The sequence below is a fragment of the Pseudoduganella sp. UC29_106 genome (genome assembly GCF_044055365.1).
In the GTDB taxonomy this organism is placed as follows: Bacteria; Pseudomonadota; Gammaproteobacteria; order Burkholderiales; family Burkholderiaceae_D; genus Rugamonas.
The window spans coordinates 1,864,972-1,884,001 of record NZ_CP171977.1 but is presented as its reverse complement, the minus strand read 5'-3'; the positions used below and the strand labels follow the sequence as shown (position 1 = coordinate 1,884,001).

Genomic DNA, 19,030 nt, shown 5'->3' with positions numbered 1-19,030 from the left:
TCAGTCAGAGCAGCCGTCTTCGCACGACTCCATCGTTGGCTGCCCAGGCGAACGGCTTGTTGAAATCTCACGTTCCCCGGTGGTTGCCCACCTCTCGCCGGCCAGCGCCGGCTTTTCGCCAGTTACGTGAGACAGTAATGGAGCCAAGATTGTATTTCATGCGGCAAATCCGAGCAACGTCAAAACACCGTCAAAACTGTCATATCGGCTACAATTTGCGGCGGATCAAAGATCTGCCCCGTGTCTATGTGTTCGATTGCCACCTTGAGGGACCCATGATAGTTCTCGTTACCGGCGCCACCGCCGGATTTGGCGCCGCCATGGCGCACATTTTCGTCAAAAACGGCCATAAGGTCATTGCCGCCGGCCGCCGCACCGAGCGCCTGCAGGACCTGGCCACCGAACTGGGCCCGAACCTGCTGCCGCTGAAGCTGGACGTATCCGACAAGGCCGCCATCCACGCCGCCTTCGCCGCCCTGCCCGAGGGCTGGCGTGAAATCGATGTCCTGGTGAATAACGCCGGCCTGGCGCTGGGCGTGAAAGGCGCCCACGAAGCCAGCCTGGAAGACTGGGAAACCATGATCGCCACCAACTGCACCGGCCTGGTCACCGTCACTCGCGCCCTGCTGCCGGGCATGGTGCAGCGCGGCCGCGGCACCATCATCAACCTGGGCTCGGTCGCCGGCCACTACCCCTACCCTGGCGGCAACGTCTATGGCGCCACCAAGGCCTTTGTCGAGCAATTCACGCTGAACCTGCGCGCCGACCTGGTGGGCAGCGGCGTGCGCGCCACCAACCTGGCGCCCGGCCTGTGCGGCGGCACCGAATTCTCCAACGTGCGCCTGAAGGGTGACGATGCGGCGGCCGCCAAAGTCTATGAAGGCACCCTGCCCCTGACGGCCGACGACATCGCCCAAACGGCCTATTGGATTGCCACTTTGCCGGCCCATATCAACGTTAACCTGATCGAGCTGATGCCGACCTGCCAAGGTTTCTCCCCATTCAATATCAAACGGAGCTAAAATGGCGGGTTAATAAGGGAAAAACGTAAGAGATTGTTACATAACCTGCATTTACGCAATTCGAATCACAAATTGACGTAAAATGTTGCTTAATCACATTAAGTAGTCAAACCAACATGTCGTCAGAGTTCAACTGGGAGGTCCGTGTCTATTACGAGGACACAGATGCCGGCGGAATTGTCTATTACGCGAATTACCTGAAGTTCTTCGAGCGCGCGCGGACCGAATGGTTGCGCGCTATCGGCGTTGGACAGCAGGTTTTGCTGGCAGAACATGACGCGATGTTCGTGGTGAAGTCCGTGAGCGCCGACTATCATGCGCCGGCAAAGCTGGACGATGTACTAAAATTGACATTAAGAATCGAAAAGCTGGGCCGCGCCTCGATCCAGTTCGTGCAGGAAGCATGGTGCGGCGACCGCCTGCTCAATACGGCCCATGTAAAAGTCGGCTGCGTGGATTCCGCTTTGCGTCCGCGCGCCGTGCCCGATGCCGTGGCCGCCCGCATGCGACCCTGAAACCAGATAGTGAAATAATGAACGTCACTCAAGACCTCTCCTTCATCGCCCTCATCACCCACGCGCACCTGATCGTTCAGCTGATCATGGCGCTGCTGCTCGGCGTCTCGCTGGTCAGCTGGACCTACATCTTCAAGAAGCTGTTCGACGTGCGCGCCGCGCGCAAGCAGACCATCGAGTTCGAAAAGACCTTCTGGGCCGGCGGCAACCTGCACGCCCTGCACCAGAGCGCCGGCAGCAACCGCGCCAACAGCGGCGCGCTGGCCCGCATCTTCGAAGCCGGCATGGGTGAATTCATCAAGGGCAAGCAGGCTTACGCCACCAGCCGCGAAGTGCTGGATCTCGGCGCCATCCTGGATGGCGCCCGCCGCGCCATGCGCGCGGCCTTCCAGCGCGAGATGGATGCGCTGGAAGCCCACCTGGCCTTCCTGGCTTCGGTCGGTTCCGTGTCCCCTTACATCGGCCTGCTCGGCACCGTGTGGGGCATCATGAATGCGTTCCGCGGCCTGGCCAATGTGCAGCAGGCCACGCTGTCGGCCGTGGCGCCCGGCATTGCGGAAGCGCTGATCGCCACCGCGATCGGCCTGTTCGCGGCGATCCCTGCGGTGGTGGCCTACAACCGCTTCTCGCACGACATCGACCGCCTGGCCATCCGCTTCGAGAGCTTCGTCGAAGAGTTCTCGAACATCCTGCAGCGCCAGTCGCGATAAGGCGGACCAACAGCCATGGCCTCCTCATTCTCCAGCAGCATGCGCGGCGGCCGCCGCCGCAAGTTCAAGTCGGAGATCAACGTCGTGCCGTATATCGACGTGATGCTCTGCCTGCTGATTATCTTCATGGTGATTCCGAGCTCGAACAATCCGAGCACGATCGACCTGCCGCACGCCGAGAAGGCGGTGCGGCCACCCGATACGTACATCCAGGTGACGGTGAAGCCGAATGGCGCGCTGTCCATCGGCATCGCCGGCAAGAACGCGGAAGCACCGGAGACGGAGCCGAACCGCGACGCCCTGGTGCGCAAGCTGCGCCAGATCCACGAGGCCAACCCGGACTACCCGGTGCTGATCGCCGGTGACAAGGAAAGCAAGTACGACGACGTGATCCAGCTGATTTCGGAAGCGAAGAAGATGGGCATCAACCGCGTCGGCCTGGCAACGAAGTAAGGCATAACCATGAGTAGTGCAGCAGCGAGCGTAGGTTCACCATACCGCGTGCCCAAGCGGCACGACGGCTTCCGCTCGCTCTCGCTGGCGATCGGCATGCACGTGCTGCTGTTCGTGTTCCTGTGGGGCGGCATCCGCTGGCAAAGCTCGGAGCCGGTTGGGGTGGAAGCGGAAGTGTGGGACATGACCACGCAGCAGGCCGCGCCAACGCCGCCGCCCACGCCGGAGCCTGAACCCGAGCCGGAGCCGGTGAAGCAGGCGCCGCCGCCTCCTCCGCCACCGCCGGAGGTCGTGCAGCCCAAGCCGCAGGAGCCGGATATCGCCCTGCAGCGCAAGAAGGAAAAGCTGGAGAAGGAGCGCCAGGAACGCCTGGCCGAAGAGAAGCGCAAGCTTGAGGAAGAAAAGCAGCGCAAGCTGGAAGAAGAGAAGAAGCTCGAAGAGAAGAAACTCGCCGAGCAAAAGAAGAAGGACGAAGAAAAAGCGAAGAAGCTGGCCGAGAAGAAGGAAGCCGACAAGCTGGCCAAGGCGCGCGAAGCCGAGATGAAACGCATCACGGGTTCGGCGGCGAGCACGGCGACCGGCACGGCTGCCAAGTCCACTGCGCCGCGTATCGATAACGGCTATGTGGCGGCGCTGAAGGCCAAGATTCAGAGCAATGTTTCGTACACGGGCGGCAAGCAGGACGTGGAAGGTGTCTTCCGCATCACCCAGCTGCCGACCGGCGAAGTGATTTCGGTCCGCAAGATCAAGAGCAGCGGTGTGCCATCCTATGACGCCGCCGTGGAAAATGCGATCAACAAGTCTTCGCCCCTGCCCAAGAAGAAGGATGGGACGGTGGAGCGGGAACTGGATATCGTGTTCAACCTGAAGGATTTGCCCTGATGAATAAAATCAAATACCTGTTTGTAGTAGCCGGTGCGGCGCTGAGCGTCTCCGCCCAGGCCCAGCTGCGCGTCGAGATCACCGGCGTCGGCAGCAACCAGATCCCGGTCGCCGTGGCGACCTTCGTCAACGAAGGCCAGGCGCCGACCCAGATCTCCGAGATCATCAAGTCCGACCTGCAGCGCAGCGGCGCCTTCAAAATCATCGACGCCGGCACCATCACCGACATGAACACCATCGACTACGGCGCCTGGAAGTCGCGCGGCGCCGACGCCGTGGTGATCGGCACCGTGACCCCGGCCGGCAACGGCTCCTTCGATGTGCGCTACAAGCTGATGTCGACCATCCAGTCGTCCAAGCTGTCGCAACTGGACCAGCAGGCGCCGCCGCAATACGGCCGCCTGGCCGCGCACCGCATCGCCGACGACGTGTACGAGAAGCTGACCGGCATCAAGGGCGCCTTCTCCACCCGCATCGCCTACGTGACGCAGCAAGGCCGCAGCTACCGCCTGGAAGTGGCGGACGCGGACGGCGAAGGCGTGCAGCTGGCCCTGAGCTCGAACGAACCGATCATCTCCCCGTCCTGGTCGCCGGACGGCACCAAGGTCGCTTACGTCTCTTTCGAACAGAAGAAGCCGGTGGTCTATGTGCAAAACCTGATGACCCGCCAGCGCACCGTGATCGCCAACGAGAAGGGCAGCAACTCGGCGCCGGCCTGGTCGCCTGACGGCAGCAAGGTAGCGGTAGCACTGTCCAAGACCGGCAATACCCAGATCTACGTCGCCAATGCCGACGGCAGCGGCCTGCGCCGCGTCTCCAACAGCAACGGCATCGACACCGAGCCGCAGTTCTCGGCCGATGGCCTGTACATTTACTTCACCAGCGACCGCAGCGGCGGCCCACAAATTTACCGCATGAGTGTAAACGGCGGTGAGGCCCAGCGCGTTACTTTCGGTGGCCCCTACAATATCAGCCCGCGCATCTCCGCCGATGGCAAGACGCTGGCTTACATTTCCCGCCGCGACGGCAATTTCCAGCTGTATGTGCTGAACCTGGAAACCCGTCAGGAGCTACGCCTGTCCGATACGACCAGCGACGAATCGCCGAGTTTCGCGCCGAACGGCCAGTACCTGCTGTACGCGACGGAATCGGGACGACGCAAGTCGCTGGCTGTAGTGTCGGTAGACGGCCGAGTAAAGCAACGCCTGACTATTCAGGCGGGCAATATCAAGGAACCCACCTGGGGTCCTTTCATGAAGTGAAGCAGTAAACTTATCAACGACCAGGAGAAGCAAAATGCAAAACGTAAAAAGTGTAGCCTTCCTCATCGCCAGTGCGGCCCTGCTGTCCGCTTGCTCGACCTCCGTGCCTGTGAAAGAGCCAGCACCGGTGGTAGAGTCCAAGCCAGCTACCCCGCCGGCAGCTGACACCCGCCAGGTAGCACCGGTGGAAACCAAGTCGATCGATCCGCTGGACGATCCGAAAGGCGTTCTGGCCAACCGTTCCGTGTACTTCGACTTCGACAGCTACGTGGTGCGTGCCGACGGTCAGCCAGTGGTGCAGAACCACTCCGCTTACCTGGCCAAGAACCAGCGCCAGATCCTGATCCAGGGTAACACCGACGAACGCGGCGGCGCCGAGTACAACCTGGCCCTGGGCCAGAAGCGCGCTGAAGCCGTGCGCAAGTCGATGGCAGCCCTGGGCGTGCCGGAAGCCCGCATGGAAGCCGTGTCCCTGGGCAAAGAGAAGCCGAAAGCTGAAGGCCACAACGAAGAAGCATGGGCACAGAACCGCCGTGCTGACATCGTGTACAAGTAATCCTTCTTGTAAGACACGCACACGGGGTGGCGCGCAGTTTATACTGCGCCCTGCCCCGTTTTTTTATTTGAGCACTGAAAGCGTCCAACCATGATCAAATTCGCCAAGACAGCCTTTGTGCTGGCCGCCTTTGCCGCCCTGCCCCTGACCGCCTCCGCCGGCCTGTTCGACGACGATGAAGCGCGCCGCGCCATCCTCGACATGCGCACCCGGGTGACCAAGATGGAAGGCGACCTGAAGAACCTGATCGACACCAAGACCGACAAGAGCGCTACGCTGGACCTGATCGCACAGCAGCAGAACCTGATGGAAGAAATCAACCGTCTGCGCGGCCAGGTGGAACTGCTGGCGCATTCGATCGATACCGCCGCCAAGCGTGAAAAAGACTTCTACTCCGACCTCGACGCGCGCCTGCGCAAGCTGGAGCCGCGTGAAGTGACCATCGACGGCAAGACCGCGTCGGTCGACCTGGCCGAGCAGAAGGCCTACGACACCGGCATGCAGCAGTTCAAGGATGGCGACTACAAGGGCGCGGCCAGCCTGCTGAGCGACTTCGTGAAGCGCTATCCGGCGTCCAGCTACGCCGCCAACGCCCAGTACTGGCTCGGCAACGCCTACTACGCCCAGCGTGACTGCAAGACCGCCATCGTCGCCCAGCAAGCCGTCGTGAAGAACTATGCCGACAGTCCGCGCGCGCCGGAAGCCATGCTCAACATCGCCAGCTGCCAGACCGAGCTGAAGGCAGTCAACAACGCCAAGAAGACGCTGCAGGAGCTGATCAAGAGCTATCCGGACTCCCAGGCCGCCGCCACCGCCCGCGACCGCCTGAAGGGCAAATAACAGCCCGAGGCCCCGAACCGGTGACTGCCACGCCGTGGCAGCCACCAGGATCTGACTTTGGTTTAGTGCTCCGAAGCATTTGACAAGAACAGATGAGGGGCCTATAATCCTGCTTCTTCTTTCGACGGGTCGTTAGCTCAGCTGGTAGAGCAGCGGACTTTTAATCCGTTGGTCGCAGGTTCGAATCCCGCACGGCCTACCATTCGAAAGCAGAACAAGTTGTACATTGGGTCGTTAGCTCAGCTGGTAGAGCAGCGGACTTTTAATCCGTTGGTCGCAGGTTCGAATCCCGCACGGCCTACCAAGAATTATCAAGGAAGCCCACGAATTTCGGTTCGTGGGCTTTTTCGTTTCTGGTCGCTCTCTGGTCGCTCCTGCGAGATTCCTACCTCCCCTCAGGCTAGCAACCATCTACTACCAGCGGCCCCACGCTAGACGTTGAACCCAGTCCCGCCCTCCGCGATTTAGCAATTTCGAAGCTCAGCAGAGGCTTTCCCGGTCATTCACCCTACGTACCGACATGACTTTATCATTCGGTAAGTCACGGCACACCAACTCTCCCCAATAACAATAAAGTACTTGCCAAGAGAGCAACCAGTCTAATAAACTGCACAGCGGTAATGTCCTCCTCAGTTCGGAATTTGAGAGGCGCATATGAAACCAGTCCTCGTTTTGCCGAAAGTCTACGCCGCAAAGACGAGCCAATTTCCATTTAAGTATTAATCGAATATGCAAAATATCGAAGGAAAAATTGAACCGATCGGAAAGCTTTTTTCCTCGGACTTCTTCTTTACAGTGCCTGACTATCAACGTCCGTTTGCGTGGGAGGAATCGAACTTTCAAGATTTGGTTGACGATTTAGAGGAAGCTCGAAATGGACAACAATATTTCCTTGGAACTTTAGTGTTGCATAAGCGTGGTGGAAAGAATAACTACGATATCGTCGATGGTCAGCAGCGCATAACTTCCTTGCTTATTCTTTTAGCTTGCCTTCGTGACATGATAAATGATCCGAAGTTCAAAAAAAGCCTACAAGACAAAATCGTACAAGAAGAAAATAAGGTTGACGGAATACCTGAGCTGCCGCGAGTCACATCTAAAGATCGCGCCATTTTCCGAGAATTAGTTCTTGGGCAGGATGGAACACTAACGAAGAAAAACAGGAAGATCTCGCTGAGCCGGAAACAAGGTATGTTCAAGCGATTTCGATTTTTAGAAAAACACTTTCCAAGTACAGTCAAACTGATTTGGAAAAATTTGTCCAATTCATTAACCAGCATTGCAATATAATTTATATTGCAACAACCACCTTTGATGACGCATTTAAATTATTCACAATCGTAAATGATCGCGGGCGACAATTGAGACGTATCGATGTACTAAAGGCTCAAAATATATCGCCAGACGCTATCCCTGTTCAGATCACTCGGGATCGAGTGGCAAAAGTGTGGGAGACGCTAGAGAACGAGATCGGCGAGGCCGAGTTTGAGTCGATTCTTTACTCGATGCGGATGATTATTATCAAAGAGAAACCCCAAGAGGACTTACTGACTGAATTTGACAATAAAATATTCAAGAGGGGCTTATTACAACGGGGCGAAAAGTTTGTCGACGAAGTGAAGACGTACGGGGACTTATATCGCGGAATTTTTATCGACAAGGATTATGTTCCAAATACTGATGTTAACCACGTAAAGTTTAAAGCGATGATCCACATCATGGACAAGGAATTTGAGGCGTCAGAATGGCGCGCTTGTCTTATGTTTTTCGCAAAGAAATTTACCGGCACTTTGTTTTACGAATTTATGCTCGCACTAGAGAAGAAATACTTGGAGCAATGGGTTAGTGGAGTGCGGAAGACGAACGCTTTGGAACCTACTCTAAAATTCTAAAGTCTATCGACACCTCGTCTGATCCTAGCGATGTAATAAAAGATATGACTTATGATGCCACCATAATAAAAAAGGCTGCTGCCGACGCGAATCTCTACAATTCGAGATACGCAAAGTACTTCTTGCTACGCCTTGAAATAATAAATAGTGAGCACGACGTCTACAAGGAAATTAACGCAAAATCAATTGAACACGTGTTCCCTCAAAATCCTAGTGCAACTTCAGACTGGGCAAAAGACCCTGATTTTTCTGAGCACAAATCCGTAGTAAATAGCATCGGCAATCTAGTTCTTTTAAGTAAGTCAAAGAATTCATCAGCAAGCAATCATGATTTCCCCGTAAAAAAAAATACGGTATCTTAAAGATCGAATGTCTGATTACCCGCGAAGTCTGAAGGTAGTGACAGAGGCAGACTGGACCATCGACAAAATTAAGACAAACACTAAATCTTTCGCAGCAAGCATACTCGACAACCCTTGAATTAAGATTTTTCAGCTGGGAGTAGTTATTGCACTACTCCCAGCTGAACACGCTCGTTCACCCGCCACCGCTGCCCCCCTTCGCGTTCCCCTTGTCCCTACGCAGCCTCGTGCGCAGCAGCTTAAGCCTTTGCTGACTCCCGCAACTTGCCCGGCAACTCATAAATCACAACTGAAGTCGTTGGCGTCCTGGCTGCGCCATTAATGGGCCAGCAGCGTCTGCATTACACGCATTGAGCCAATCTCTAATCACCTGCGCCCGAAAACTCCGGCGTGGTGCCACCCCCGACCGGAAATGGACCGGAGCCAGTGCCGACAGGGGCACCGACGAGCTAAGGGAAGCAATGAGTGAGGCACCGAGACAGCCATTCAGCTGTTGACTCCCAACCACTCCCAGTTACACGGATTCGAACTTCCAGTACCCGAAAACCTACCGCCATCAACCAACCTATCCACCATAGGAGCGTAAGCAATGAACCGACAGTTCCGCTTCAACAAGAAGCTGATCGATGCCCTTCCTCCGCATCCTGAGGATGCAAAGTCCAAAGAAAGTGAATACTCCGATACCGAAGTAGCAGGCCTGCGGGTGATCGTGACCCGCAAAGGGCGCAAGTACTTCCTACTGCGCTACACCCTCAACGGCGCAAAGCGCAGCATGAAGTTAGGGGACTATGCACACGTTGCATCAGCAAACTTGCGCAAGGCGAGCGGACACGTCTCGGCCATCATCGCTGCTGCACAGCTGGCCACCGCACAGACGTAAAAAAAGCGCTCTAGCCAAAGACTAGAGCGCTTTTTTTTGGTTGGTGTGGCGCAGCTAAGGCTACGACCGATACCTGCATCATAAAACTCTTGCCCAGCGCACTAGCGGGGCAGATGTAAAACATAACTAACGTGGCCATTGGCCGAAGCGCCGGAGTAATTCATATTGTAGAACCTCCACTGATGTAATCGATCAAGGCGGGCATCGGCCACGTTTGATCTAAGGTGAATGAGCGAGCACTAGGCTCACTCCGACGTCGCCAGCATCAAGGCTTGCGGTAAATGTACGTTCTAGTCGATCTCTACATCGCTTAGATTTACGCGAGAGCGAGAGCCATCCGAGCTAGGCGGCTCCTCGTGCTCAGCCAATTCAGTCAGGATTGGTTCGAGTGATGACAAGCGCGGAGTAGCAAGGGATATCGCGTTTTAGTAAAACCGAAAAAATCAGTACCCCTCCCCAACCGCGCGCTCGTCGCCGTCGCCCCCCCCCTCAAGTGCGTAGCCCGAAGCAGTTCCGACACAACGAGGCGCTGGCTATGCGTGTAAAGATTGATTCACTAAAAATCCTTCTAGCAACAACGATTGAACTGTCGAATTTTTTTACATTCGGACAACGATCATACTAAAAGTATTAACATGACTTTCCTAAGTCATTGATTTAAAAGCAATATGAATTTCCGGCACGGATATTGCTTCACGCGTAGCGGGGGTCGTTGCTGGAAAACCAAGACTTCCTAACGTATAACCAACCAGGTATCGAAAATAGACATCTCTAAATTCAAACCGGCCACATTGGCATCCGCCATCCTGATGCGTGCGCAGCGGTTGGCGCACACGCAGGTCGTTCCGGAGCCTGGCACGATCAGTCTGCCTGGCCAGGACCTGGCTGGCCAAGCAGTGATTTCCCGTCCGCCGCAAAGCTTCATTCGGACTTGGTACTTAAGGGTATTAAGGGTAGCCCGTTGCGGGGGTTGCCTTTTTTATGTCTCGCCGCCATCCGCGCCCCAAGGCAGCGAAGTCTGACACTTCTCTAACCTAACTAACCAGAAACCAAATTGAAAACTTCCAAAATTAAGTTGGCCACTTTGGCCTCTGCTATCCTGATGAGCGCGGCAACGGGTAGCGCACATGCTGGTGCGTATGCGCTGGCTTCCAACAACATCCAAAACTTTACTATCACGCAAAGCGCCAGCAATCTCATTACGTTCGGCGCGTCGACCGACACATCCGGCGCCACTGCCGCATTGAACGGCGTGAATGTCGGCGGTCCCGGCGTCCCGGGCACCAGCGACGCTCCGATCGCGGCCCTCGGTACCCCTGCTGTGACGAATAACGGCCAGTTCACTGCTACGGGCATCAATCCGGTTGGCATGACAGCGACGAGTTATTCGTATGCCGACGCGTTGATTACCCATGTCACGCCGAACGTATTCAACGCTCAAACGATCGCCGAAAGCAACCTGGCTGCTTCCGGCACGGCCGGCGGCAGTTCCACTAACTCGTCGGCAACTGGTTTCGTTGCGGGTTTTGTAGTGAACCAGCCAGGCGGCGTCATCGATTTCGCCTTCACTGCGGACCCGCTGATTCGCACTTTCCTGCAACCTGAAAGCGGCAAAATCGCCCAAGGCACCCTGAGCGCCTCGCTGACGATTTCCTGTGCCGCCACCAACTGCGGCAGGGATGCCAGGGGCAACCTTATCGGTCTCGGCGCCGTCGTGTTCGCCTGGGCGCCTGACGGTGTAGCGGACGGCACTTCCGGCGTAACCGGCCGAATCGGCGGCAACGAACTGGCCGATGACGAAAATCTCAACCTGTCCGTTACCAACGACGTTATCTTCACCGGCGGCGGTTCGCTGAACTTCTCCGATACCGGCGTCAGCCTGGGTGCCTTCCATGCAGTGACCAATGCCATGAACGTCGGCACCTACACCCTGACCCTGGCCATGACCTCTACGGACGCTACCACCAACGTCGTTCCGGAGCCCGGCACGATCGGTCTGCTCGGCCTGGGCCTGGCTGGCCTGGCCCTGTCGACCCGTCGCCGCAAGGTCTGATTCGACCTTTCCCCTTAAAGGTAGCCCGTCCCGGGCTACCTTGTTCATTTCGCCTCCCCTTATCCCTATGCCGCGTCGCTTCAGCAAACTGGCCGCCAGCGCCACAGTAATCGCCACTTGCCAGTTGCTGGCCGCCGGGCTGACCGGTTGTCATAGCCAGACAAGCGATGGTTTATTGGCCGAGGCGAAGCAGTTTCAGCAGAAGGATAACGATAAGGCGGCCCTGATCCAGCTGAAGAATGCTGCGGCCAAGTCTCCGGATAACGCCGAGATCAGGTTCCAGCTTGCCGCCCTGCACAACAAAATGGCTGATGGCGCTTCCGCCGAGAAGGAAGTTCGCAAGGCCATCGCGATCAGCAAAGATCGCACACGCGCCGCCCCCGACCTTGCCATCGCATTGCTACTCCAGGGCAAACCGCAAAGAGTAATCGATGAAACCGCGCCAGACGCAGCCAATGGCGGTGCGGCCCTGCTCAATGCACGCGGCGAAGCCTACTTCGCGCTGAACGATATCGAAAGGGCCCGCGAGTCATATAAACAAGCGCTGGCCGCGGATGCCGGCAATGCGCATGCTTTTATCGGGCTGGCGAAAATCGCAGCCCGCAACAAGGATCTGGAAAACGCCGTCAGCCTGACCGATCAGGCCATCACAGCCAATCCAAAGGAGCCGGCGGCCTGGAGCCACAAGGGCATGCTGCTGCGCATGCAGAGAAAGTTTGACGACGCCATTGCCGCGTTTAGCCAGGCAATCGCAATTAATCCATCTGTTCCAGGCCCGTACCTCGAGCGCGCCGAGGACGAGATGGAACTGAAAAAATATGACGCTGTCAAAGCCGATATCGCAGCCGCCCGCAAGATCGCACCAGACACCGTCCAAGTCGTCTTTACCCAGGCTAAGTTCGACCTCGTTCAAGGCAACTTCGCCGCAGCCAGAGAGGGAGTGCAAAAAGTCCTGGCCGTGGCCCCGGATCATTTGCCGTCTTCGCTGTTGGCCGGCATGGTCGAGCTCAAGCTTGGCGCGACGGAAGCCGCCGAACAGCACTTGAAGAAGTTTGTCGACAATTTCCCGGAGCACGCCGGAGCGCGCAAGCTGCTCGCAAAAGCCATGTTGAAGAATGGCCGGCCGGGCGAAGCAATGGTAATTCTTGGCCCATTGCTGAAATCCGGAGGCGAGGATCCCCAGTTGCTGGAACTTGCCGGCGAGGCCCTGCTGCAAGGAAAGGACTACCGGAATGCTGCACAATTCTTCGAGAAAGCCAGCGGGCTCGTGCCGGAAAGTGCAGCCCTGCATACATCGATCGCAATGAGCAAACTCGGGATGGGCAATAGCGCCGAAGCAGTCGCCGAACTGGAGACCGCGGTCAGGCTCAATCCGAAGCAGACCGAAGCCGCCTTCCTGCTGGTCAAGACCGAGATGCAGCTTAAGCATTACGACAAGGCGATGGCTACCGTTCAGAAGCTGGAGCAAGCGCAGCCGAACAATGCTGAAATCCTGAACCTCAAGGGCGGCCTCTATATCGCGCAAAGGGACAAGGCCAACGCCCGCGCGAGTTTCGAAAAGTCCGCAGCCGCACAATCCGACTATTTTGTGCCGATCACGAATCTGGTTGGCATGGACAAGGCCGAGGGGAAACTCGACGTTGCCAAAAAGCGCTACGAGAGTTTCCTCGCAAAAAACAAGAAGCACTTTGGCGCCATGTGGGGGCTGGCTGAAATCGAAGCCGAGCAAGGTAATGCGGCCATGGCTACCCACTGGCTGGAAAGGGCCAGCGCGGATAATCCGCAAGCGCTGCCGCCTGCCATCAAGCTCGGCTACCACTATCTTGAGAACAAGGAAAATCAGAAAGCCCTGACGCTACTGCGCAAATTTGCGGCTGCCAATCCTTCCAACCCCGAGCTGCTCGACGCCTTGGGACTGGCGCAGATGGCGAACAATGACAATGCCGGCGCACTCGATTCCTATGGCAAGCTGGTCAGCCTGCGCCCAAGGTCGGTGACTTCGCATCTACGCCTGGCGGCGGCGCACGTCGCGGCAAAAAATTATGCGGCTGCGACAGAAGATCTCAAACGCGCGGAGGCAGTCGACCCTGGCGCATTCTCCGCGCATACCGGCCTGATCGAGATCGCCATGCGCCAGCAAAAGTGGGGGGAGGCGCTGAATATGGTGCGCGACCTGCAAAAGAAGGCCGGCAACTCGCCGGTTGGCTATGTGCTGGAAGGCGACCTGTTCATGCGGCAGAACCAGGCGGCAAACGCGATCCCCGCGTATGAGAAGGCCTATGCGCTGAACAAGGCGCCCGATTCGCTGATCCGGATCGCGGACGCGATGAAGCTGGCCGGCAAATGGAAAGACGCGGAAGTCCGCCTCGCCCAGTGGCGCCAGACCAACCCGAACGACGCGATGATTCCCCTGTATCAATCGCAGCAGTACAGCAACGACAAGCAGTACAAGCCGGCCGCGGAAGCGCTGCGCACCGTGCTGAAACTACGGCCGGATAATCAGGTCGCGCTGAACAACCTGGCTTGGGTCTACCAGCAAGACAAGGACCCGCGCGCACTGGAAACGGCCGAACACGCGGCCAAGATTGCGCCGAATAATCCGGTGATCATGGACACGCTGGGCTGGATGCTGGTCGAACAAGGCGACTTGAAGCGTGGCTTGCCGATGCTGCAGAAAGCCGCCGGCTTGGCGCCGGAAGCCAAGGATATCCGCTATCACATGGCGATCGCCTTGCAGAAATCCGGCGATAAGGCCGGCGCCCGCAAAGAACTGGAGAAGCTGTTTGCGGACAGGAAGCCATTCCCTGAAGCCGACCAGGCAAAGGCCCTGCTGAAAGTGCTGTGAGATCAGGCGGAGCTTGGGCGCACTGCCGCCTGGCTTCCGGCGAAGTCGAAGATTCGGCCGAGCGGCGCTTCTACCCAGCGGTGGAATGCGGCGCCGGCGGCAAGGCTGGAGGCCCATGCCAGCAGCATGCCGGCGGCCTGCAACTCCGGCACGGGCGGTGTAAAGCGCGTAAATAGCGCGTTGACCAGCAGGCAGACGGGGAAGTGGATCAGGAACACCGAATAGGAAATCGTGGCCAGGCCATTGATAGCCGACCACGCCGGGCCGTTCGAGCTGGTGCGCGCACGGCCGAACAGAAGCAGAGCGCAGGCAACGGCCAGCGCCAGCGCGATGCGGCTGCGGAATTCGACCAGCAGGCCCGTCAGCGTCGGCAGCAATACCAGCACCAGCAGCAAAGCGACCGCGCCTGGCTTGCGCTTCGGATCGCTCGCCCACCAGGCCATCAGGCCCAGGCCATAGCTGCCGAGGAAGTAAGGCGCCCAGTTATCCCATTCCGAATCCAGGTTGAAGTGCAGCAGCGACAGCGTAACGCCTACGGCGATCCAGAACGGCACCAGCCAGCGCAGCTGCGTCTGGCCAGCCATCTTTCCTGCCAGCCATAGCAGCAGCACGACCAAGGCATACAGCTGGAAATCGATGGCGACGTACCAAGCGCCGGCGGAAATCGAGGGAAAACCGAGCACGCCATGCAGCAGCAAGGCGTGCGCACTCAGCTGGCCCCAGGTCGCGGGAGGGGAAATCGAATCATGCTGCATCAATGCCCCGGCCCAGGACGAGGCAATAACCGCAAACAGCGTGGCCATCATGAAGGGCGGCGCCAGCTTGGCGTAGCGGCGGCCGATGGCGCCGAGCGGGTTCGCGTGGCCGGGGTAGCCTTCCGGGGACAGCGACTTGGCCGCCAGGAAGCCGCCAACGACGAGGAAAACCTGCCACGGCAATGCGCGCGCTGCCGGCCAGCCAGTTGATCAGTTCAGGCAGGATCTGGCGAACATGGTCAGACATCGGCCCGTAAAACGCGAGGTGATGCAGCACGATCAGTTGCGCCGCGCCCGCTTTTAACATATTGATTAAGCCAAACTGCGTCTGGACCTTGTTTGTTGCCGTCATCCCTAGTGATTCCTAGCAACGCGCTAGTTTAACCATTGAAAGGGCGCCATGATAGCCGACTTAGCGGATTGCAGGCGCCGCCGAGCCTGAAATAGGCCCGTAAAAACAGTGACAAATTGTGAGTTTGATGCCACAGATACAAGTTTTTCGCCGGCGCCGGGCCGGCCCGCCAGTCGGCGGCCTATACTGGAAGCAGCGGAGGTCGCCATGATAATGATGCGTGCTAGTACTGGTTTCGTACTCGCTGCCATGCTCGGCGTGTGCATCTGTTCGCTGGTCTGGGCGCAACCCGGCGCGCCGGCCCTCCTGCCGCTCGAATCGGAGCCGGCACCGAAGCTGCTCGCCTACCCGCCGATCCCGGACGCGCTGGCGCGCGGCGTGGTGATCATCCAGTTCCGGACCGAGAATGTGCGCCTGATGCCCGTGTTCGGCGCCAAGGCCACCGAAGTCACGCCGCGCCTCGGCCATTTGCACGTGACAGTCGATAACTGGCAAGGCACCTGGGCGCACACCAGCAATGACCCCATCATCCTGGTCGGGCTGCCGCCCGGTCCGCACAAGATCCTGCTGGAGATCGCCGAAACCAACCACAAGATCCTCGCCGCCGAAACGGTCAGCTTCACCGTGCCGCCCAAGCCGGCCGACAAGGCGCACGGGCATTAAAATATCCTGATGAGCAATCATCAGGCCACTTCCGAACTGCGCATCATCCTTCTCGCATTGGCGCTTTCCATGGGCGCCGCCATCTCGCTTGGCCTGGCCCGCTTCGCCTATGGCCTGCTGCTGCCCGTGATGCGCGCTGACCTGGGATGGTCGTATGCCCTGGCGGGCGCCATGAACACGGCCAATGCGGTCGGCTACCTGCTCGGCGCGCTCATAACGCCCCTGCTGATGCGCCGCTACGCACCGGCGCGGGTGATGATGGCCGGTGCTCTGGCGGCCTGCGTGTTCATGGGCCTGAGTGGCTGTTTCGTCACCGTCATGCCGTGGTTGGCCCTGCGCCTGCTGGCCGGCGTTGCCAGCGCCCTGGCCTTCATCGGCGGAGGCCTGCTGGCCGCGCGTATCGGGTCGCAGCATCCGAAGCGCAGCGGCTTCCTGATTGGCCTGTATTACGGCGGCTCGGGCCTGGGCATCGTGGCCTCCGCCCTGCTCGCACCGGTGGTGCTGCGCCTGGCCGGCCCTGCGCCGCATGGCTGGACATGGGCATGGTGGGCGCTGGCCATCGTCTGCGTCCTGGCGACGATCGTGCTGGCCTGGCCGGCACGGGTGCTGGATTCCGGCCATGCCGCGGCCGCGCCGGCGGAGGGACACGCCCCGCCTTTCCATCCGCGTCCGCTGGCCTACGCACTAAGCGGGTATCTGATGTTCGGCGTCGGCTATATCGGCTACATGACCTTCGTGATCGCGCTGCTGCGCGAACAGGGCGCCGGCGGGCCAGCCATTACCCTGTTCTATAGCCTGCTGGGACTGGCCGTTGTCGGCTCATCGCGTCTGTGGTCCGGCCTGCTGGACAAGCACCACGACGGGCGCCCCATGGCCATCCTGAACGCCCTGCTCGGCGTCGCGACCATCCTGCCGGCGCTGACGGCTTCCTGGCCGGCCATGCTGTTGTCCGGCGTGCTGTTCGGCGCCGTGTTCCTGTCGGTGGTGGCGTCAACCACCGCGCTGGTGCGCCACAACCTGCCGGGCGCTCAATGGCCCGCCGGTATCGGCGCCTTTACCATCATCTTCGCCGCCGGCCAGATCATCGGCCCGCTCGCCGTCGGCTGGATATCGGACGGTCCCGGCGGACTTGAGCGCGGCCTCATCGTCTCGGCACTCGCCCTCTGGCTGGGCGCCCTGCTTGCCACACGTCAGAAAGCGCTTGCCAGGACGTAAAAGTTAACTTGACACTGTCACACAACCGTCGCGATACTTTGCAGACCCAATCACAATATGGAGACAAAGTATGGCGAGCGATGCATGGAATGCAGACGAGAGCTGGTTGTCACATCTCGAACGACGGGCTGCCTTGGGCCAGATTGACCGGCGCGGTTTTCTGAAGCTGGCCGCGGCCCTGGGTGTCCAGGCCACCCTTAGCGATTTCGCATTTGCGGCGTCCGGCGAGCGCCGGATCGCTGCGGCCTATGACTATATTGTTGTCGGCGCCGGTTCTGCCGGCTGCGCAGTGGCCGCCCGCCTCGCCGAGGGAGGCGCCCGGAAAGTATTGCTGCTCGAAGCTGGCGGCGCCGACACTGAGCGCGCCTCGCTGACCAGCCCTCACGCGTGGGGCGCCAATTGCGGCAAGGACGTGGACTGGGGTTATCAGACCACGCCCCAGGCCAGCGCCAACAACCGCGTCTTCGACTGGCCGCGCGGAAAGGTGGTTGGAGGCTCCAGCAGCATCAATGCGATGATCTGGGTGTGGGGACACCAGGCGGACTTCGATGACTGGGCCTACGCCGGCAATGAAGGCTGGGACTATGCCCGCGTGAAGCCCGTTTTCCAGAGCATCGAAACCAGCACGCGCGCTAACGCCGGCACCGGGCGCGGCACATCGGGCCCGATGCACGTGGGTTCGATGTCGCGCGCCAATCCCTTGAACCAGGCATTCTTCGAATCCTGCCGCGAGGCCGGACATGCTGTACATGCCGATGTGAACGGCCCGATCCGCGAGGGCGCCGGGCTGATGGACCTGAGCGTCAGGGACGACAAGCGCTTCAGCGTCGCTCATGGCTACCTGATGCCCGCCCTGCAGCGCGAAAACTTCACACTGGTCACCGGCGCCACGGTCGAAAAGCTGCTGTTTGCCGGTACCCGCTGCACCGGCGTACGCGTACGCATCGATGGCAAGGCTCGCGATATCGTTGCAAACGAAGAGACCATCCTGTCCTCCGGTGCGCTGGATTCGCCGCGCCTGCTGCTGCAATCCGGCATCGGCAACGCCGACGAACTGCGCAAGCTGGGCATCAAGCCTGTTGCCGATTTGCCCGGCGTCGGCGAAAACCTGCACGACCATCTGATGCTCAATGCCTTTGTCGCCGAAGTGCGCGAGCCCCTGAACCACAACGGCTTCCGTTCCGACAGCCATGTCTTCTACCGGACCAATGGCAATGGCTTCGTACCCGACATCCAGACCATTTTCGTACCCGCCGCGCTGAGTCCCGCGCTGCAGCGTAACCAGGGCTACTCGCTGCTGGTGGGACTGGTGCGCCCGCAAAGCCGCGGCAGGCTGAAACTGGCGACGGCCGAACCGGGCGGTCCCCTGCTGATCGACCCGGGCTACCTGACGGCCCAGGCGGATCTCGATGCACTGGTGGCCGGCGCCGAACGGGCGCGCGACATCGGCATGGCCAGCGGTTTTGCCCCGATCCGCAAACGTGACGCAGGCCAACTGCCGCGCGGCAGGGAAGCCATCGCCGATTATGTCAGGCGCAATTTCCAGACTTACTGGCATCCGGTGGGGACGTGTGCGATGGGGCTGAGCGAGCGCGCGGTGGTCAATCCGCAATTGCAGGTGCGCGGCGTGGAACGCCTGCGCATCGCGGATGCTTCGGTCATGCCGACTATCACCACCGGCAACACCAATGCACCTGCCATCATGATCGGGGAACGCGCCGCGCGCATGATCGCAGCGTAACGTTTTTGCAACAGCATGCAGGCCCGATTCGT

Annotated in this window: 18 protein-coding genes, 2 tRNA genes and 1 riboswitch; of the genes, 19 read left to right on the top strand and 1 reads right to left on the bottom strand. The window is 59.1% G+C overall.

Annotated elements, in window-relative coordinates; genetic code table 11:
* Nucleotides 1-34: 34 nt before the first annotated feature.
* Nucleotides 35-136, bottom strand: a riboswitch (ZMP/ZTP riboswitch).
* 139 nt (nucleotides 137-275) lie between these two features.
* The 16 genes from ACHMW6_RS09730 to prsT all read left to right on the top strand — a co-directional run bounded on the left by ACHMW6_RS09730 (nucleotide 276) and on the right by prsT (nucleotide 14,272).
* The gene (locus ACHMW6_RS09730; RefSeq protein WP_395406900.1) at nucleotides 276-1,022 is read left to right on the top strand and encodes an SDR family NAD(P)-dependent oxidoreductase; all 747 of its coding nucleotides are present in this window, start codon (nucleotides 276-278) and stop codon (nucleotides 1,020-1,022) included.
* Between the two features lie 116 nt (nucleotides 1,023-1,138).
* Nucleotides 1,139-1,537, top strand: a complete 399-nt coding sequence (gene ybgC, locus ACHMW6_RS09725; RefSeq protein WP_395406899.1) for a tol-pal system-associated acyl-CoA thioesterase — start codon at nucleotides 1,139-1,141, stop codon at nucleotides 1,535-1,537.
* A gap of 17 nt (nucleotides 1,538-1,554) precedes the next feature.
* A complete protein-coding gene (gene tolQ / locus ACHMW6_RS09720) occupies nucleotides 1,555-2,247 on the top strand; it encodes a protein TolQ (protein WP_395406898.1) in 693 nt (230 codons plus the stop codon).
* A 15-nt stretch (nucleotides 2,248-2,262) separates the two neighbouring features.
* On the top strand, nucleotides 2,263-2,700 hold the full coding sequence (locus ACHMW6_RS09715) for an ExbD/TolR family protein (RefSeq protein ID WP_395406897.1): 438 nt from the start codon (nucleotides 2,263-2,265) through the stop codon (nucleotides 2,698-2,700).
* A 9-nt stretch (nucleotides 2,701-2,709) separates the two neighbouring features.
* The gene (tolA, locus tag ACHMW6_RS09710; protein WP_395406896.1) at nucleotides 2,710-3,582 is read left to right on the top strand and encodes a cell envelope integrity protein TolA; all 873 of its coding nucleotides are present in this window, start codon (nucleotides 2,710-2,712) and stop codon (nucleotides 3,580-3,582) included.
* The gene (tolB, locus tag ACHMW6_RS09705; RefSeq protein WP_395406895.1) at nucleotides 3,582-4,844 is read left to right on the top strand and encodes a Tol-Pal system beta propeller repeat protein TolB; all 1,263 of its coding nucleotides are present in this window, start codon (nucleotides 3,582-3,584) and stop codon (nucleotides 4,842-4,844) included. Before tolA ends, tolB begins: the two co-directional genes overlap by 1 nt.
* Before the next feature lie 34 nt (nucleotides 4,845-4,878).
* Nucleotides 4,879-5,400 carry a peptidoglycan-associated lipoprotein Pal gene (pal, locus tag ACHMW6_RS09700; protein WP_395406894.1) on the top strand — a complete coding sequence of 174 codons (522 nt, stop codon included), beginning with the start codon at nucleotides 4,879-4,881 and terminating at the stop codon, nucleotides 5,398-5,400.
* Between the two features lie 90 nt (nucleotides 5,401-5,490).
* On the top strand, nucleotides 5,491-6,240 hold the full coding sequence (ybgF, locus tag ACHMW6_RS09695) for a tol-pal system protein YbgF (RefSeq protein WP_395406893.1): 750 nt from the start codon (nucleotides 5,491-5,493) through the stop codon (nucleotides 6,238-6,240).
* A gap of 126 nt (nucleotides 6,241-6,366) precedes the next feature.
* Nucleotides 6,367-6,442, top strand: a tRNA-Lys gene (locus ACHMW6_RS09690).
* A 26-nt stretch (nucleotides 6,443-6,468) separates the two neighbouring features.
* A tRNA-Lys gene (locus ACHMW6_RS09685) sits at nucleotides 6,469-6,544 on the top strand.
* Nucleotides 6,545-6,969: 425 nt separating this feature from the next.
* Entirely contained in the window at nucleotides 6,970-7,530 is a 561-nt protein-coding gene (locus tag ACHMW6_RS09680; RefSeq protein ID WP_395406892.1) for a DUF262 domain-containing protein, read from the top strand.
* Nucleotides 7,531-7,601: 71 nt separating this feature from the next.
* Nucleotides 7,602-8,132, top strand: a complete 531-nt coding sequence (locus ACHMW6_RS09675) for a hypothetical protein (protein ID WP_395406891.1) — start codon at nucleotides 7,602-7,604, stop codon at nucleotides 8,130-8,132.
* Nucleotides 8,133-8,176: 44 nt separating this feature from the next.
* Nucleotides 8,177-8,494 carry an HNH endonuclease family protein gene (locus ACHMW6_RS09670; protein WP_395406890.1) on the top strand — a complete coding sequence of 106 codons (318 nt, stop codon included), beginning with the start codon at nucleotides 8,177-8,179 and terminating at the stop codon, nucleotides 8,492-8,494.
* Nucleotides 8,495-9,083: 589 nt separating this feature from the next.
* Entirely contained in the window at nucleotides 9,084-9,374 is a 291-nt protein-coding gene (locus ACHMW6_RS09665) for an Arm DNA-binding domain-containing protein (RefSeq protein ID WP_395406889.1), read from the top strand.
* Nucleotides 9,375-10,428: 1,054 nt separating this feature from the next.
* The gene (locus ACHMW6_RS09660) at nucleotides 10,429-11,427 is read left to right on the top strand and encodes an EDSAP-1 family PEP-CTERM protein (RefSeq protein ID WP_395406888.1); all 999 of its coding nucleotides are present in this window, start codon (nucleotides 10,429-10,431) and stop codon (nucleotides 11,425-11,427) included.
* A gap of 67 nt (nucleotides 11,428-11,494) precedes the next feature.
* Complete coding sequence (prsT, locus tag ACHMW6_RS09655; RefSeq protein WP_395406887.1) at nucleotides 11,495-14,272, top strand: XrtA/PEP-CTERM system TPR-repeat protein PrsT; 2,778 nt, start codon at nucleotides 11,495-11,497, stop codon at nucleotides 14,270-14,272.
* A gap of 2 nt (nucleotides 14,273-14,274) precedes the next feature.
* Here the strand turns inward: prsT and ACHMW6_RS09650 are convergent, their stop codons facing one another.
* On the bottom strand, nucleotides 14,275-15,210 hold the full coding sequence (locus tag ACHMW6_RS09650; protein WP_395406886.1) for an acyltransferase family protein: 936 nt from the start codon (nucleotides 15,208-15,210) through the stop codon (nucleotides 14,275-14,277).
* Nucleotides 15,211-15,592: 382 nt separating this feature from the next.
* Between ACHMW6_RS09650 and ACHMW6_RS09645 the strand changes: the two genes are divergently transcribed.
* From ACHMW6_RS09645 to ACHMW6_RS09635, 3 genes are all read left to right on the top strand, one after another.
* A complete protein-coding gene (locus ACHMW6_RS09645; protein WP_395406885.1) occupies nucleotides 15,593-16,042 on the top strand; it encodes a DUF6130 family protein in 450 nt (149 codons plus the stop codon).
* 9 nt (nucleotides 16,043-16,051) lie between these two features.
* Nucleotides 16,052-17,257 (top strand): YbfB/YjiJ family MFS transporter, encoded by a 1,206-nt coding sequence (locus ACHMW6_RS09640; RefSeq protein WP_395406884.1) that lies wholly within the window; start codon nucleotides 16,052-16,054, stop codon nucleotides 17,255-17,257.
* Nucleotides 17,258-17,390: 133 nt separating this feature from the next.
* Nucleotides 17,391-18,998: a GMC family oxidoreductase gene (locus ACHMW6_RS09635; RefSeq protein ID WP_395406883.1), complete on the top strand. Its 1,608-nt coding sequence runs from the start codon at nucleotides 17,391-17,393 to the stop codon at nucleotides 18,996-18,998.
* The last annotated feature ends 32 nt before the right edge of the window (nucleotides 18,999-19,030 follow it).